Consider the following 14,474-nt stretch of genomic DNA (forward strand, 5'->3'; position numbering starts at 1 on the left):
GAAGCACTAGCGCTCGCCGCGCGCCATGCTCGAAAACACGCCGTCGCGCCTGATCAGCCCATGAAACAGCGCGGCCGCGAGATGCAGCAGCACGGTGGCGAACAACGCGAATGCGAGCCACGTGTGCAACGCGCGCAGCAACGCGAACAGTTCGACGTTTTGCGGCGCGATGGGCGGCAGATGCAGCGGACCGTAGAGCGTGACCGGATAACCCGCAGCGGACAGCATCGCCCAGCCGATCAACGGCATGGCCGCCATCAACACATACAGCAGCAGATGCGAGGCCTTCGCCGCGAACCGCTGCGGCGCGGGCATATCGTCGGGCAACGGCGGACTGCCGCGAGTGATGCGCACGCCCGCGCGCAGCACCACCAGCAGCAGCAACGCAATGCCGAGCGGTCGGTGAATCGCGATCAGCGTGTCGTGCGCGCGCGAGACCGTGGCGACCATGCCCACGCCGATGAACAGCATCGCGATGATCAGCGGCGCCATCGTCCAATGCAACAGGCGCGCGAGCGGACTGAAATGGGTGCGCGTCGGACTCATGAGTGATCTCCGTTTGTCTGGGCTTGATGAATCGCGGGATGCAAGGCTTCCTCGCGCGTGCGGCGCTTGTATGACAGCGCATACGCCGCCGAACGCGCGGCGAGCAAGGGATCGTCAGATGGCGCGATGCCCGCCGGCAGGATCGTCGGATCGAAGTTGACGTCGCGGCACGTGCCGTTTGCCTGCGAGGTCGTGTGATCGATCACAAGCGTGCCCGCGTCGATATGTTGACGATCGTCGGGCCATTGCAGCGTGGCGTCGTCGGTGCGGTCGCCGGGTTTCGCGACGGTCAGGATCAGATGCCAGCGCAAAGGTCCGTTTTGCAGGCGCTGATCGAGGTCGGCTGCGAGGAAATTCTTCTCGGCTTTCTCGGCGTCCGTGATCGGCGCATACGGTGTCTCGGGCACCATCGCCCAGCGCACCGCGCGCGTGTTGCCGGCGGCGTCGGTAAAACGGAATGCGTTGATGCTGTAGTACGCCGCATTCGCCAGACTCGATGAAGGCGGATGCGCCTTCACCCACGCCTGAAACGGCTGCGTTTCTGGATTTGCGGCGTAGAACGCCTTGAGTTTCGCAGGGTCCGGTTTGCCGGTCGCCGGATCGGGCTTCGCGGCGCTCAGTTGCTGATAGAACTGCTCGGGCGTGTGCACCGCGAACACCGGCGTCGAATTCATGCCGGTGCGCCACTGTTCGCCGTTTTGCAACTGGAACAGCAACGCGAGGCTGCGCACGGGCGAACTGGTATCCGGCGCGGACGGATTGCCGCCGGGCACCGCGAAGCGTCCCGTGACCGGCGTGCGGCCGGTCGCGAATACCTCCGCGCTGGACAGCGCCGCGCCCTCGCCGTTGCTGTCGAAATAGCCTTCAATGCACAGCCCCTTCGCATGATTGCGCCGATAACCGGGATGCGGCTGCCCCGCCACCGATTCGAATGTATTGACGATGCGCGGTGCGGTGAGACGCGCCGGCGTCAGCCAGCCTGCCGTGTAAGCGAAGCCGCCGGCGAGCACCAGCACGGCCGCGCCGATCATGGCAAGTCGGCAAGGCACGCAGGCAGGCGCTGGATTGGGAACGGATGGTTTTGCCACGAAAACTCCTCTTTCGGATAGGTACGCTTACCGGGCAAACACACGATGCAGCGATCTATTCCATTCGATATCCGGCGCGCCCGTTCCGGTTGCGCGCCGGGTATCGCCACTTCAATTGACGCTGCCTGCCTGCGCGTCGTGATTCGCGACGCGGGGGGTGGCTGCCGCTTCTTTCGCGAGTGCTTCCTTGTGCTGCGCGACCTGCTGCGCGAACACCGGGCTCACGTCGGGATATGAGGCATCGGTGACGTAATTCAGGCCATTCTGCTGGGCCTGGATCAATTCCTGGTACACCTCAGCACGCGTCTTGCCTTGCGCGAAAGCGCTCGACGAAGCAGCGAGAACGACAACGGACAATGCGGCGAAAGCGATCTTCTTCATGATGAACTCCAATGAGTTTTGTGCGGGTTTGCATGAGGGAGAACCACGGGTCCGCGGCTTTTATTCCTGCCTCGACGCGAGAGAAAAAACATATTCGAAAGCGGGAATAAACGGACGCGCAACCGGGTTAGCTCGCGTGCGGGCGGCGCGGTGAGGGCTGCATGGAGATGCGCTCTCGCGAGCGCCGGCAGCGTAGACATTGGCGTGCGAAACATATGGAATAAACTGGGGTGTGTGCGTGTTCGCCCCTCGACAGCCGAACTCCGACGCACGCCGACACCATGAACACTGACGCCCCTTCCGATTCGCCGCTCTCCGAAGCGGACATTCAGGCCTACGCCGACGGCACGCTGACGCCGGAGCGCGCCGCGTTTCTGCGGGAGTATCTCGGCAAGGATCCGGCGGAGGCGCGCCGCGTGGCGTTTTACGGCAGGCTGAACGCGCAGATCCAGCAGGCTTTTCAAACAACTGACGAACCGGTGCCGGGCCGTGTCGAAGGGTGGCGCCGCGTGCCGGAGCGCATCGACATGTCAAAACGCACGCGGAAGTGGCTCAACGCGCTGGCGGCGCTCGCGCTGACGTTGGCGGTGGCGAGCGGCTGGCTAGCCGCCACCCAGGTGTCCGCCCAGGCGCTGAACAACGCCGCGGTGATGGCGCTCGCGGAAAGCGCCGCCGGCCAGCTTTCGGCTGCATCGCCCACGCGCGCCGATCCGTCCGCGCCGAATCTCTCGGCGATCGGATTGCGCCTCGTGGACCGACGCGTGGTGGCGCTGGGACCGCTGCAGCGGGTCAGCGAATTCATCTATCTGAACGGCGACAATCAACCGGTGGTGCTGCTGTCGGCTCTGGCGCTGTTCGCGCCGACGCAGGCGCAGTGGTCCGCCAGACGCATCGGCGAGATTCGCCTGTTGCTGTGGACCGCGCAGCGGCAGCGTTTCGTGCTCGCCGGCGACGCCCGCACCCACGGCCTGATGCGCGCCGCCGACGCGATGACCATGCGATGACCATGCGATGACTTTGCGATGACTTTGCGATGACTTTGCGATGACGACGTGATGGATACAGCATGCAATTCACGAACTCATACACGGCGGCGGAATAAAGTGCGCGCAACTGTGTTCGCATCTCAAATGCGTCTTTTCGCGCGACAGCAGTACGCCTCCCTGCCAGCGGAAACCCCACGACTGGGATAAAAAATGGATGTCCGTGACGAGTTGATGGAACATGTGCCGCGATTGCGGCGCTACGCACGAGCGCTGATCAACAATCGCGACCTCGCCGACGATCTGGTGCAGGACACGCTGGAGCGCGCGCTCGGCCGCACCGGCATGTTCCAGCCAGGCACCGACCTGCGCGCGTGGCTGTTTACGATCATGCACAACGTGTTCGCCAATCAGGCGCGCAAGGCGTCGGCGCGCGCCGTCCACGTGGCCGTCGACGACGAAAGCGTGTCCGAGAGCGAATTCGCCGTGCCCTCCGAGCAGACCCGCTCGCTGGAAATGCGCGATCTCGACTACGCGTTGCAGCGCCTGCCCATGGAGCAGCGCGAAGTCGTGCTGCTGGTGGGCCTCGAGGAAATGAGCTATGCCGACGTGGCGCTTGCGCTGAACATTCCCCTCGGCACGGTGATGTCGCGGCTGTCGCGCGGACGCGAACGCTTGCGGGCGTTGATGGCGGGCACGCAGCCCGGTGCAAAATTACAGGTGGTGCGATGAGCGACCAGACTATGCCGATCGGCGAAGAAGAACTGCATGCGTATGTGGATGGCACGCTGTCCGACGAACGCCGTGCCGATGTGGAGCGCGCGCTCGAACAGAATCCCGAGCTGGCCGCGCGCGTCAGCGATTATTTTTCGCTGAATAGCATGTTCCATGAGCGCTATGACCGCGTGCTGAACGAGCCCGTGCCGAAGCGCCTGCAAGCACCCGCGCCGCGCCGCTGGCGGCTTGCCGCCAACTGGCCGCAATTCGCCGGGATGGCGGCGGCGCTGGTGATGGGCGTGGGCATCGGCGTGGGCACGCATATGGGCCAGGACGTGATTGCGCCGGTCGCGGGCGGCCACTCCGACACGCGCCCTGTCAGTGCGGACAGCTCGGAAATGTTCGCGCACCAGGCGGCGGTGGCGCATGTGGTCTACATGCCCGCCGTCGACCGGCCGACCGAGTTGAGCACCGATGACCACGAACAGGATTTCGTGCAGTGGCTCGCCAACCGGCTCGGCACCAATGTGCATCCGCCGGTTCTCTCGAAGAGCGGCTTCAACCTCTCGGGCGGGCGCCTGCTGCCCGGTGCCGATGGACCGACCGCGCAATTCATGTATCGCGGGCCGAACGGCGAGCGCGTCACGCTGTGCATTTCGCGCCGCCAGCAGAACTCGAATACGACTGCGTTCAAGCTGTATCAGGACGGCCCGGTGAATGTGTTCTACTGGATTGACGGTGACTTCGGCTATGCGGTGTCGGGAGGGATCGACCGCAAGGAGTTGCTGCAACTTTCACATGACGTGTATTCGCAGTTGACGGGCGCGGCGCCGGGTTGATCGCTGGGCTGCTGCATTGCAGTTTGCTTTTTATTTTTGCGGGCGCGCGGCCTCGAACGTGTGAGGCCGTGCGCATCGCATCGTTTTTAAGCTCTATCGCGGTATGGCGATGCTGCGGACCTGGTTCGATTCGAACTCGACAACGCGGCTTGCATTTGCCGTTGAGCGGATCAGCTCGTGCGGCGTCACGCCCAACAGGCGGCCCATCCAATGCGCCATGTGACTCTGATGCGCGAAGCCCGTATCCAGCGCGATCTGGCTCGCGCTGAACTTGCCTTGCAACAGCAGCGTTCGCGCGCGCTCCACGCGCCGCTGCACCACGTATTGATGAACCGGCATGCCAAGCGTCTCGCGAAACAGCGCCTTGAAATGCGGCACGCTCAACCCGACAAGCGTGGCCAACTCACTTAGCGTGAGCCGCTGGTCCAGATGCGCTTCGATGAACTCGATCACGCGCGCGGCCGTTTTCGGCGCGAGCGGGCGCCGCTTGTTGTCGAGCATCGGCGCACCGCCGATCAGGCGCACCACCATCGCCGTACACAGGCTTTCGGCGTAAAGCGGATCGGATGGTTCGTCCGCTTCCAGCTCGGCGCGCAACGCCCAGGCGAGATGCTGGAAGCGCGGATCGCGCATCTGGAACTGCGGACGCAATTGCGCATCGCCCGATTTCAACGACAGTTGCTCGACGGTCCGCTGCGCAAACGCCTCGCTGATCCACACGCTGAAAATCGTGCAGGCGGCTTCGTCGCTCCACTGCCCGTCGAGTCCGGCGGGGATCACGTCGGCGTCGCCATGCGCCTGGATTCGCGAGTGGCGCCGCTCGTTGCACAGGCAGCGCGCCCTGACCGGCGCACCGACATGCACGCCCACCCGGTGATAATTGAACGCGGGAATACGGTGCAGCCCGGCCGACACGTTGACCAGTTCCGCGCCGAAGCCCTGCCAGCCGAGCAGCCTGCTCGAGCGCAACGCGAGGCGGGAACCGCTATGCGGTAACAAATGCCCTACTGGTGTCGGTGTTGCTGCATTCATTGTTTCCCTCGTGGATGACGGCGAGTGAGTCTGCATTGTGCTGCGTTTTGCGCGGCTTCGCTCGACTCTACGTGATTCAACGCTTCCGCTGCGGTGCCGCATGCGAAAACCGTCATCCGAATCTGCGCGGCGCAATCCTTGCCCGCGCGCTTTCCGGCCGCTGCGTCCCTAAGATGAGGTCATACCGAGTCAACCAGGGAGCGCAACGTGTTCGTGATTTTTGGAGCCGCCGGCAATGTCGGCAAAGTAAGCGCGGCGGCATTGCGCCGGGCGGGCCGCGACGTGCGCGCGGTGGTTCGCGATAAGCAACAGGGCGAATTTCTCGCCGAACTCGGCTGCGAAGTCGTCGTGGCCGATCTGCTCGACGCCGCCACGGTGGCGCGCGCCATCGAAGGCGCGCATGCGGTGCAACTCCTATGTCCGCTGCCGCATGGGCATGCCGATCCCGCGCAGGCGATGCGGCGCATGATCGACGTCAGCGTCGCGGCATTGCGTGCCGATCCGCCGCCGCGCATCGTCGCGCTCTCCGACTACGGCGCGGAACATCCGGCCGGCACGGGCATCACCACGCTGTTTCACGAGCTTGAAACGCAATTGCGAACGGTCGATTCGCAGTTGACGTTTCTGCGCGCCGCCGAACATATGCACAACTGGGCGCGTGTGCTGCCGCTCGCGCTCGCGAGCGGCGCGCTGCCGAGTTTGCATCATCCGTTGAGCAAGCGCTTTCCGACTGTCGCCGCACAGGACGTCGGCGCGCTCGCCGCCGAGTTGTTGCTCGACGATGGCGCGCAGCCGGTCTCGCCGCGCGTGGTGAGCATAGAAAGCGCCGAGCGCGCCAGCGCATTGGACGTGGCGCGCACGCTCAGCGAACTGGCGGGGCGTGCCGTCGTCGCGCGCGAGGTGCCGCGCGGCGAATGGGCCGCGATGCTGCAAGGCGCGGGGCTCGGCGAACACCATGCGCGTTTGATCACCGAACTTTATGACGCGCACAACGCGGGCCGTATCGACGTCGAAGCAGGGATCAGCGAGCGGCGGTTCGGCGCGACGACGCTGGCGGAAGTATTCGCGGCGATTCTGCCGCGCGTGGCCGCAGCCGCGGCAACTGCCGACGGCACCGCTCGCTGAAAAAGAGACACTGCATGCCTACCTGCCCTTTGCTCCGTACCTCGCTCGACGCGCGCAAGGTCGAAGTCCAACATCGGACGCCGTCGACGCGCACGAGTACGAGCGCGCCGCGCTGGCTGGCGATGTCGGCGAATCTTTCGGGATGGTTCGGCTGGCGCGCGCTGCGGGACGTGCTTAACGCCATCCCCGATAGCAACGACGACTTCAGCCTGTTCTGATCGACGGCGATTCGGCGATTCGGCGCTTTGGCGATGCGATATCGCGAAGCCACCAAGCAAAGCGCCCGGCATGCCGGGCACAAGTTATTTTCGAATCCGCCGCTACAGCGCGGGCCGCCATGCAATAAGGCGGTCTTCGCGTGCGCGGGCCGGTACGATCCTGGCCGCTCTGCATGGAGCACAGCGGCCGGATCGATTTGCGCTCAGCGCGGCAGAGGATGCGGCGAGTGTGCGGACGTACGTGCGCTGAGAGCAGCGGCCGCCTCATCTTCCGGCTCTGCCGACAGATCCCGCCTGAAAGTCTCGGCGAGGAAAAACGCGCACACCAGGCTCAGCAATCCCGTCGCCGCGATATAGATCGAAATGGGTAGCGTCTGGCCATACGTGGCGAACAGATAGGTGGCGATCAACGGCGTCGGTCCTGACGTGATGATGCCGGCAATCTGATACGGCAGCGAGGCACCCGTATAACGCACCCGCGTACCGAACAGTTCGGCAAACCACGTCGATTGCACGCCGTACACCGACGCCTGGCTCAACGCGATACCGCAAACGTACGCCACGAAAATCAAGGTCGGATTGCGTGTCTCAAGCAGCGGGAAAAACGCGAATCCATAGATCGCCACGAACACCGCGCCGAGCATGAAGACGGTCCGGCGTCCGATCACGTCCGACAGTTTGCCGAACAGCGGCAGCGTGATCAGCGCAAACACGCAGCCCAGGATGATGGCGTTCAGCAGTAGTCCACGCGGCAAGCCGAGCCGCGTCGTTCCATAGACCAGCACGAACACGTTGATCACGTTGAAAGTGATGTCGACCGCGAAGCGCGTGCCGATCGTCAGCACGAGGTCTTTCGGATGCCGGCGCAGCAATTCGATCAACGGCGCCTTCACGACCTGCTTGCTCGCCTTGATCTGTTCGAACACCGGCGACTCCATCACGCGCAGACGGATGAACAGGCCGATCGCGATCAGCGCCACACTCAGCAGGAACGGCAGGCGCCATCCCCATGAATAGAACGCGTCTGACGGCAGACTCGAAACGGCTTTGAACACCGCGGTCGAAAGCATCAAGCCGAGCGGCACGCCCAATTGCGGGAACGCGCCGAAGAAGCCGCGTTTGCTGGCCGGCGCCGTTTCGACCACCATCAGCACCGCGCCGCCCCACTCGCCGCCGACGCCGAGCCCTTGCAGGAAGCGCATCGCCACCAGCAGGACCGGCGCCCAGACGCCGATCGAGGCGTAAGTCGGCAACAGGCCGATGACGAAGGTGCCGACGCCCATGATTGTCAGCGTCGCGACGAGCGTCGCCTTGCGTCCGATGCGATCGCCAAAGTGCCCGAAGAACACGGCGCCAAAGGGCCGTGCGAGATAGCCGACCGCAAAACTGCCGAACGCCGCGATGGTGCCGACCACCGGATCGAACGAGGGGAAGAACAGCTTGGCGAAGACCAGCGCCGAAGCGGTGGCATACAGAAAAAAGTCGTACCACTCGATGGCGGTCCCGACCACCGAAGCAACCAGCACACGGTTGACGGCCGACCGGCTGATAACCGGCGCGTTGCCGGATGAAACGGGCGATGTATTCATGTCTCCTCCCTTCTCTGGGAATCTATGTCTTGCACTGCTGCGTGACGGCGGCGTGGATCCGCCGGCACGTTACGTTAAATTCGCTGCACTCACCAGTGCAGTTCCATCGGGAACTGGTCGAGCGTTTCGACGCCGCCCGAGGTCAACCGCACGATACGTTCCGTGCGCAGACCGCCGACGTTCGGCACCGTGATCGTCGCCTTCAGGGTAAAGACCATGTTTTCCTGCAACACGGTCTTGTTACCCGGGCCGATCCACGGCGCTTCTTCTTCCGGGTCCATGCCGGTGCCGTGACCGGTGCCATGGCCGCGCGCTTCGCTCGAGTATTGCTCGTAGTTCGATTTCACTAGCGCCTGCTGGATCACGGCGTTCAGTTCCAGGGCCGCCATGCCGGGACGCGCGGCGGCAAGCCCCGCTTCGACCGCGCGCGCCGCTGCCGCGACGATCGCCATCTTCTCGGGATTCGCCGGACCGTAGGTAAAACCGCGTCCGCCATCGGCTACGTACCCACGATAACGCGCACCGATGTCGGTCATGATCAGGTCGCCCGGTTGCAGGATGCGGTCGGTGGGTCGCGCCAGGTTATATGCCGAGCGCGGACCGGATTGCACCATCGAATCGAACGCAGTCCGGTCCGCTCCTCCGGCGAGCATCGCGCGGTCGGCGATCAAAGCGAGTTCACGCTCGGTGTAGGGACGGCCGTCGGCGAGCGCGTCGCGAATCGCGGCCATCGCCGAATCGGTCAGGGCGGCGGCTTTGCGCATCAGCGCCACTTCGGCGTCGCTCTTGATCGCCTTGATTTCGGCCAGCACCATTGTCGGTTCGAGCTTCAGTTCGCCGAGACCGGCGTTCAGGCGCTGCAACAGGTCCGCCGGGATATAGGCGGCGCCGGCAAGGCCGACCGTGCCGCTGCGGTGCCGCGCCGAGAATGCCTGCACCTGCTGCGTGACGTCCCGCAGGCTGCGCACCTCGAAGGCGGTCACGCTGGTCGCGTAGTCGAAGCATTGATCGGACACGAACAGCACGGGGTCGCCGTCCACGGGCAGCAGCAGGATCGCGTTGGCGATGTCCGATACGCCGTCGAGCGGACGGAACTCGGTAAAGTAGCCGATATTCGCGCCACGCCAGCAATCGCCGAAGGCGAGCATGCCGACCAGCCCCGCCTTGTCGAGTGCGCTGCGGACCTTGGCGACGCGGCCGAGGAACTCGTCGGTAGTGATGCCTTCCGGCGGAATGTCTGCGGTACGGGTGTTCATTGCGTCTTCGTCTCCTGTGCGGCTGCCTGCGCGAATGCCGGATGCAGCCGGTCTCGATGCCCATGATGGAATCCGCCCCGCATCGGAATGCGAGACGTCATCTGCATAGTAGAATCGATCGATATTCTTTTATAATGAAAAATAACTCAAAATCTATATCGATAAGGAATACATGGAGACGACATCGTGACCTCGGCCATTCATCCTGATAACGGCGTGGGCGCCACTGCGACGGGCCGCTTCGATCCCACGCGTCTGAAGACTCGCCAACTAGCCCTGATCGTTCAGCTGGACATCCATCGCTCGGTTTTGCGCGCGGCGGAGGCCGCATACATGACGCAGCCCGGGGCGACCAAGTTGTTGCGTGAATTGGAAGAGACCATGGGGGTGCAATTGTTCGAACGGCATCCGCGCGGTGTCGAGCCCACCTGGTACGGCGAGGTGCTGATCCGCCATGCGCGCAGCGTGCTGGCGGAGCTGCAGCACGCGTACGACGAAGTGTCCGCGCTCAAAGCCGGCCTGACCGGGCAGGCGATGATCGGCACCGAGGTTACCGCGGCCACCAACCTCGTGCCGCAGGCCGTCGCGCTGCTCAAGAAGCGCTTCCCGCAGATTCGCGTCAACATTGAAATGGAGTTCAGCGAGGTGCTGGTGCAGCGTCTGCAGGAAGGCAAGCTGGATATGATCGTCGCGCGAATCCGCAATCCGGACGACCTGGCGGAACTGCACTACGCCCCGCTCGCAGAAGCGCAGCACGCGCTGTTCGCACGCGTTGGCCATCCGCTCGTCAAGCGCAAGACTCTGAGCTGGAACGAACTCGCGCCGCAAACGTGGATCCTGCCGCCTAAAGGCAACGTCATGCGCAATCAGTTCACGCAACTTTTTCTCGAACGGCAGCTCGCGTTGCCGACGGATGTGGTCGAGAGCTCATCACTGCCTGTCATCACGAGTCTGCTGCAAATGAGCGATATGATCGCGCCGCTTGCGCGCGAGCCGGTGCGGCCGTATTGCATTGCCGGCGCGCTCGAACCGCTGCCGTTCGAACTCGATCTGAAGCTCGGACCGGCGGGCATCGTCACACGGCGCGGCGACAGGCTCTCACCGGGTGCGCGGGCAATGCTGCAAGCGCTGCGCGAGGCCGCCGGATTCGACACCCAAGGCCCCGACGCCGACAGCGACTGACTTATCGCAACGGGACTCAGCGCGCGCCGTCCACCGCGGCGCTTGCGCCTGGCTGTAGTAACCATTCATGCGCCGGCTCGTTGTGTACGTGCCAGGTGCGGCGCGGACCGGCCATCACATTCAGGTAATAGAGGTCGTAGCCGTGCGCCGCGGCAACCGGATGATAGCCGCGCGGCACCAGCACGACATGCTTGTCGTACGCGGCGAGCGTTTCGTCGAGACTGCGGTCGTCGGTGTACACGCGCTGAATCGCGAAGCCCTGCGGCGGCGAGACGCGATGGTAATAGGTTTCCTCGAGATAGGTCTGCTGCTCGCCATCGTCGGTATCGTGGCGATGCGGCGGATAACTCGACCAGTTGCCCGCCGGTGTCACGGATTCCACCACCAGCAAGCTTTCCGCCGGCTCGGTTTCCGGCAGGATGTGGCGCACGTGACGCAGATTGGCGCCAGTACCGCGGGTTTCCTGCTTGACCTCATCAGGTGCAATGAAGCGCGGCGGCAAGCCGCCCTTCGCGGGCGCGGAACAGATGCCGAGTTCGACATCGTCCACGGCCACGATCGTGTAGCGCGTATGCGGCGGCACGTACATGGACCACGGCGCGCCATCGAATGGCGAGAGCCGCGCCCCTATTGCGCGGCTCGCGAGCCCTTCACAACCAGCCGTTGCGTGCCCCTTGACGAGCACGACCACGACTTCGCGATCGCCTGTCTCACGAGTAACGGTCGCGCCAGGCTTCAGGTCGAACACATCGAACCCGACGTATTTCCAGCCGGCGTTCGCCGGCGTGATATGGATGATCTGACCGTCTTCGGCAGGCATTGACGGTTTGATGAGCAGGTCGCTCATGTCTTCCTCCATTTGTTCAGGATTGCCGACCGTCAGAAAGCGGCGGTCGTTGCGGCTATGTGAATGGCTTGAGGCGGTAAAGCGTTAATCGCTTCGACGACGCCCTGCGTGCGAATCGCATCCAGATGGCGTGCGACTTGTGCGACGAAACGCGGGTGCGTGCGCAGATCGCAACCAAAGATCGACTCGATTCCGAGCAGTGTTCGTACCGCATCGACTGCATCCGCGAGCAAGGTCGAGCGGACCGCATCGGTCAGTGTGTCGGCGAGCGGATCCGCGATCGCGTAGGTGCGGCCTGTCTCGTCCACGCCGCCGAGGTACGCGATCCAGCCGGCCAGCGCAAAAGCTAGACGTTCGGTCGGCGCGCCGCTTTTCAGGTTGGCGCGCACGCTTTCCAGCCAGCGCTGCGGCAGTTTCTGTGAGCCGTCGGTCGCGATCTGCTGCAAGCGGTGATCGAGCGCGGTGTTCCGAAAACGCGTGAACAGTTCAGCGCGATAGGTAGCCAAAGCGGGTCGCGACAGCGTCGGCTCCACCTCGTCGCGCAACATGCTTTCGACGAAGTTCAGCACGGCCGGCGCGCCGATCGCCTGATCGACGGTGTCATAGCCGATCAACGACCCGAGGTAGGCGAGCGCCGAATGCGCGCCGTTCAACATCCGCAATTTGGCCTGTTCATAGGGACGCGCGTCATCCACGAGCGTCGCGCCTGCGTGCTCCCACGCCGGCCGCGGCCCCGCGAAGCGGTCTTCGATCACCCACTGCGAAAATGGCTCGGTCGTCACCGGCCACGCATCGTCGGCACCGAGTTGCTTTGCTACGCGCGTGCGATCGGCGTCGGTGGTAAGCGGCACGATCCGATCCACCATCGTGTTGGGAAATGCGCCCTTTTGCTCGATCCAGTCGGCCAGCGCAGGATCCGCTTCGCGCGCGAACGCCAGCGTCAACGCGCGCATCGTGTCGCCATTGGACGGCAGGTTGTCGCACGACAGCACGGTAAACGGGCCCAAACCGGCCGCGCGGCGCAACGCCAGCGCGCGCACGACGAAGCCGATCGCGCTACGCGGCGCGGCGGCCTCGCGCAGATCATGAGCAATGTCGGGATGATCGAATTGCAATGCGCCACTCGCTGGATTGCGGCAATAACCTTTCTCGGTGATCGTCAAACTGACGATATGGCAGCGCGGATCGGTCATCGCATCGAGGACGGCGGCGGGCGACTGCGGCGCGACCAGCGAAGCGATCAGCGCACCGATGACCTGGAACGAATCCGCGGTGCCGTCGCGCACGTCCACCGCATAGAGATGATCCTGTGGAGCGAGCGCCTCTGACGTGTCCGCGCGCCGCAGCGACACGCCGACGATTCCCCAACGGTGATCGCCAGCGCGCAACGTGTGCTCGGTGTACACAGCCTGATGCGCACGATGAAACGCTCCGAGGCCCAGATGGACAATGCCCGGTGCAAGGCCCGCGCGATCGTAGGCAGGAACGGCCACTTCGCCGGCGGCGCGCGTGGCTAGCGTAGCCAGGGCAGCATTACTCAGCCGCATGATCGCCCGTATGTTTGGCGAGGCCTTCCCAGATGCCGTTCAGGTAGACCGCGCCTAGCGCGCGGTCGAATAGCCCGTAGCCGGCGCGGCCCGTTTCGCCCCAGATCATTCGTCCATGGTCCGGCCTTGCATAGCCTTCGAAGCCGGTTTCGAAGTAGGCTTTGACGATTTCCGCCATGTCGAGCGAGCCATCGGCCGAACGATGCGAGGTCTCGTGAAAGTCGCCCGCCGTATTGACCTGCACGTTGCGCAGGTGTGCAAAATGAATGCGGCCACGCGCGCCGAACTCGCGCACGAGTGCCGGAATATCGTTTTGCAGGTCGGCGCCCAGCGACCCCGAACACAGCGTCAGGCCGTTAGCGGGATCGTCGACGATAGCCAGCACGCGCTGCAAATCCGCGCGATTCTTGACGATGCGAGGTAGCCCGAAAATCGGCCGCGGCGGATCGTCGGGGTGGATCGCCATCTTGATGCCGGCTTCTTTGGCCACCGGAATGATCGCGCGCAGGAAGTAGTCGAGGTTGGCCCAAAGACCGGCTTCGTCAAGCGCCTCATAGTCGCGCAACAGAGCCTTCAATTGCTCGGGCCGATAGCTCGCGTCCCAGCCGGGCAACTGGATCCCCTGGCTGACGTCGAGCTCGCGGATCGCTTGCGTCTCGAACGCGAGCGTCGTCGATCCATCGGGCAGCGGCATTTCCAGCGAGGTGCGGGTCCAGTCGAACACCGGCATGAAGTTGTAGCAGACCACCTTCACACCGCAGGCGCCTAGGTTACGCAGCGTCTGGCCGTAGTTGGCGATGAGCGTGTCGCGCGTCGGTTTGCCGAGCTTGATGTCCTCGTGCACCGGCACGCTTTCGATTACATCCAGTGTCAGCCCGTGAGCCTCTACCTTCACTTTCAGCGCCAGGATCTTGTCGATCGGCCACACGTCGCCCACAGGCACGTCGTAGACCGCCGAGACAACCCCCACCATGCCGGGGATCTGGCGGATATAGGCCAGCGGCACGGGGTCCGTGTCGCCGTACCAGCGAAAGGTCATTTTCACGTTCGGGTCTCCTCGCAGACGCTCGCCTCGCCGTCGACGTCGCTGCGCACAATGAATGGTTGAACCGGCGCTTACGCAT

Annotated in this window: 15 protein-coding genes; 6 read left to right on the forward strand and 9 right to left on the reverse strand. The window is 64.1% G+C overall.

Annotation, left to right across the window (positions count from 1 at the left end):
• Positions 1-6 precede the first annotated feature (6 nt).
• The 3 genes from B0G71_RS23705 to B0G71_RS23715 all read right to left on the reverse strand — a co-directional run bounded on the left by B0G71_RS23705 (position 7) and on the right by B0G71_RS23715 (position 2,015).
• The gene (locus B0G71_RS23705; RefSeq protein ID WP_116144636.1) at positions 7-546 is read right to left on the reverse strand and encodes a cytochrome b; all 540 of its coding nucleotides are present in this window, start codon (positions 544-546) and stop codon (positions 7-9) included.
• Positions 543-1,634, reverse strand: a complete 1,092-nt coding sequence (locus tag B0G71_RS23710) for a catalase family peroxidase (protein WP_116144638.1) — start codon at positions 1,632-1,634, stop codon at positions 543-545. Before B0G71_RS23710 ends, B0G71_RS23705 begins: the two co-directional genes overlap by 4 nt.
• 111 nt (positions 1,635-1,745) lie before the next feature.
• Complete coding sequence (locus tag B0G71_RS23715) at positions 1,746-2,015, reverse strand: DUF4148 domain-containing protein (protein WP_116144640.1); 270 nt, start codon at positions 2,013-2,015, stop codon at positions 1,746-1,748.
• Between the two features lie 281 nt (positions 2,016-2,296).
• On the opposite strand from B0G71_RS23715, the gene B0G71_RS23720 reads away from it, so the two are divergent.
• The 3 genes from B0G71_RS23720 (at position 2,297) to B0G71_RS23730 (ending at position 4,554) form a co-directional block, all read left to right on the forward strand.
• Entirely contained in the window at positions 2,297-3,019 is a 723-nt protein-coding gene (locus B0G71_RS23720) for an anti-sigma factor (protein ID WP_116144642.1), read from the forward strand.
• Between the two features lie 192 nt (positions 3,020-3,211).
• Positions 3,212-3,730, forward strand: coding sequence for a sigma-70 family RNA polymerase sigma factor (locus tag B0G71_RS23725; RefSeq protein ID WP_012426855.1), 519 nt, complete (start codon positions 3,212-3,214; stop codon positions 3,728-3,730).
• On the forward strand, positions 3,727-4,554 hold the full coding sequence (locus B0G71_RS23730; protein ID WP_116144644.1) for an anti-sigma factor: 828 nt from the start codon (positions 3,727-3,729) through the stop codon (positions 4,552-4,554). The genes B0G71_RS23725 and B0G71_RS23730 overlap by 4 nt, the downstream gene beginning before the upstream one ends.
• 93 nt (positions 4,555-4,647) lie before the next feature.
• On the opposite strand, the gene B0G71_RS23735 is transcribed toward B0G71_RS23730, so the two are convergent.
• Entirely contained in the window at positions 4,648-5,586 is a 939-nt protein-coding gene (locus B0G71_RS23735) for a helix-turn-helix domain-containing protein (protein WP_116144646.1), read from the reverse strand.
• A gap of 207 nt (positions 5,587-5,793) precedes the next feature.
• Between B0G71_RS23735 and B0G71_RS23740 the strand changes: the two genes are divergently transcribed.
• The gene (locus B0G71_RS23740) at positions 5,794-6,711 is read left to right on the forward strand and encodes an NAD(P)H-binding protein (protein ID WP_116144648.1); all 918 of its coding nucleotides are present in this window, start codon (positions 5,794-5,796) and stop codon (positions 6,709-6,711) included.
• Between the two features lie 14 nt (positions 6,712-6,725).
• The gene (locus B0G71_RS23745; protein ID WP_116144650.1) at positions 6,726-6,929 is read left to right on the forward strand and encodes a hypothetical protein; all 204 of its coding nucleotides are present in this window, start codon (positions 6,726-6,728) and stop codon (positions 6,927-6,929) included.
• Between the two features lie 203 nt (positions 6,930-7,132).
• On the opposite strand, the gene B0G71_RS23750 is transcribed toward B0G71_RS23745, so the two are convergent.
• Positions 7,133-8,518, reverse strand: a complete 1,386-nt coding sequence (locus tag B0G71_RS23750) for an MFS transporter (protein WP_116144652.1) — start codon at positions 8,516-8,518, stop codon at positions 7,133-7,135.
• Positions 8,519-8,607: 89 nt separating this feature from the next.
• A complete protein-coding gene (locus B0G71_RS23755) occupies positions 8,608-9,774 on the reverse strand; it encodes a Xaa-Pro peptidase family protein (protein ID WP_116144654.1) in 1,167 nt (388 codons plus the stop codon).
• A 186-nt stretch (positions 9,775-9,960) separates the two neighbouring features.
• Between B0G71_RS23755 and B0G71_RS23760 the strand changes: the two genes are divergently transcribed.
• Positions 9,961-10,956, forward strand: coding sequence for a LysR substrate-binding domain-containing protein (locus tag B0G71_RS23760; RefSeq protein WP_116144656.1), 996 nt, complete (start codon positions 9,961-9,963; stop codon positions 10,954-10,956).
• 16 nt (positions 10,957-10,972) lie between these two features.
• On the opposite strand, the gene iolB is transcribed toward B0G71_RS23760, so the two are convergent.
• From iolB to uxuA, 3 genes are read right to left on the reverse strand one after another with little or no spacing between them, the layout of a single operon-like run.
• On the reverse strand, positions 10,973-11,803 hold the full coding sequence (gene iolB, locus B0G71_RS23765) for a 5-deoxy-glucuronate isomerase (RefSeq protein WP_116148829.1): 831 nt from the start codon (positions 11,801-11,803) through the stop codon (positions 10,973-10,975).
• Between the two features lie 32 nt (positions 11,804-11,835).
• Positions 11,836-13,350 carry a mannitol dehydrogenase family protein gene (locus B0G71_RS23770; RefSeq protein ID WP_116144658.1) on the reverse strand — a complete coding sequence of 505 codons (1,515 nt, stop codon included), beginning with the start codon at positions 13,348-13,350 and terminating at the stop codon, positions 11,836-11,838.
• On the reverse strand, positions 13,337-14,395 hold the full coding sequence (gene uxuA / locus B0G71_RS23775) for a mannonate dehydratase (protein WP_181916815.1): 1,059 nt from the start codon (positions 14,393-14,395) through the stop codon (positions 13,337-13,339). Before uxuA ends, B0G71_RS23770 begins: the two co-directional genes overlap by 14 nt.
• Between the last annotated feature and the right edge of the window lie 79 nt (positions 14,396-14,474).

The sequence above is a fragment of the Paraburkholderia sp. BL27I4N3 genome (genome assembly GCF_003386115.1).
In the GTDB taxonomy this organism is placed as follows: domain Bacteria; phylum Pseudomonadota; class Gammaproteobacteria; order Burkholderiales; family Burkholderiaceae; genus Paraburkholderia.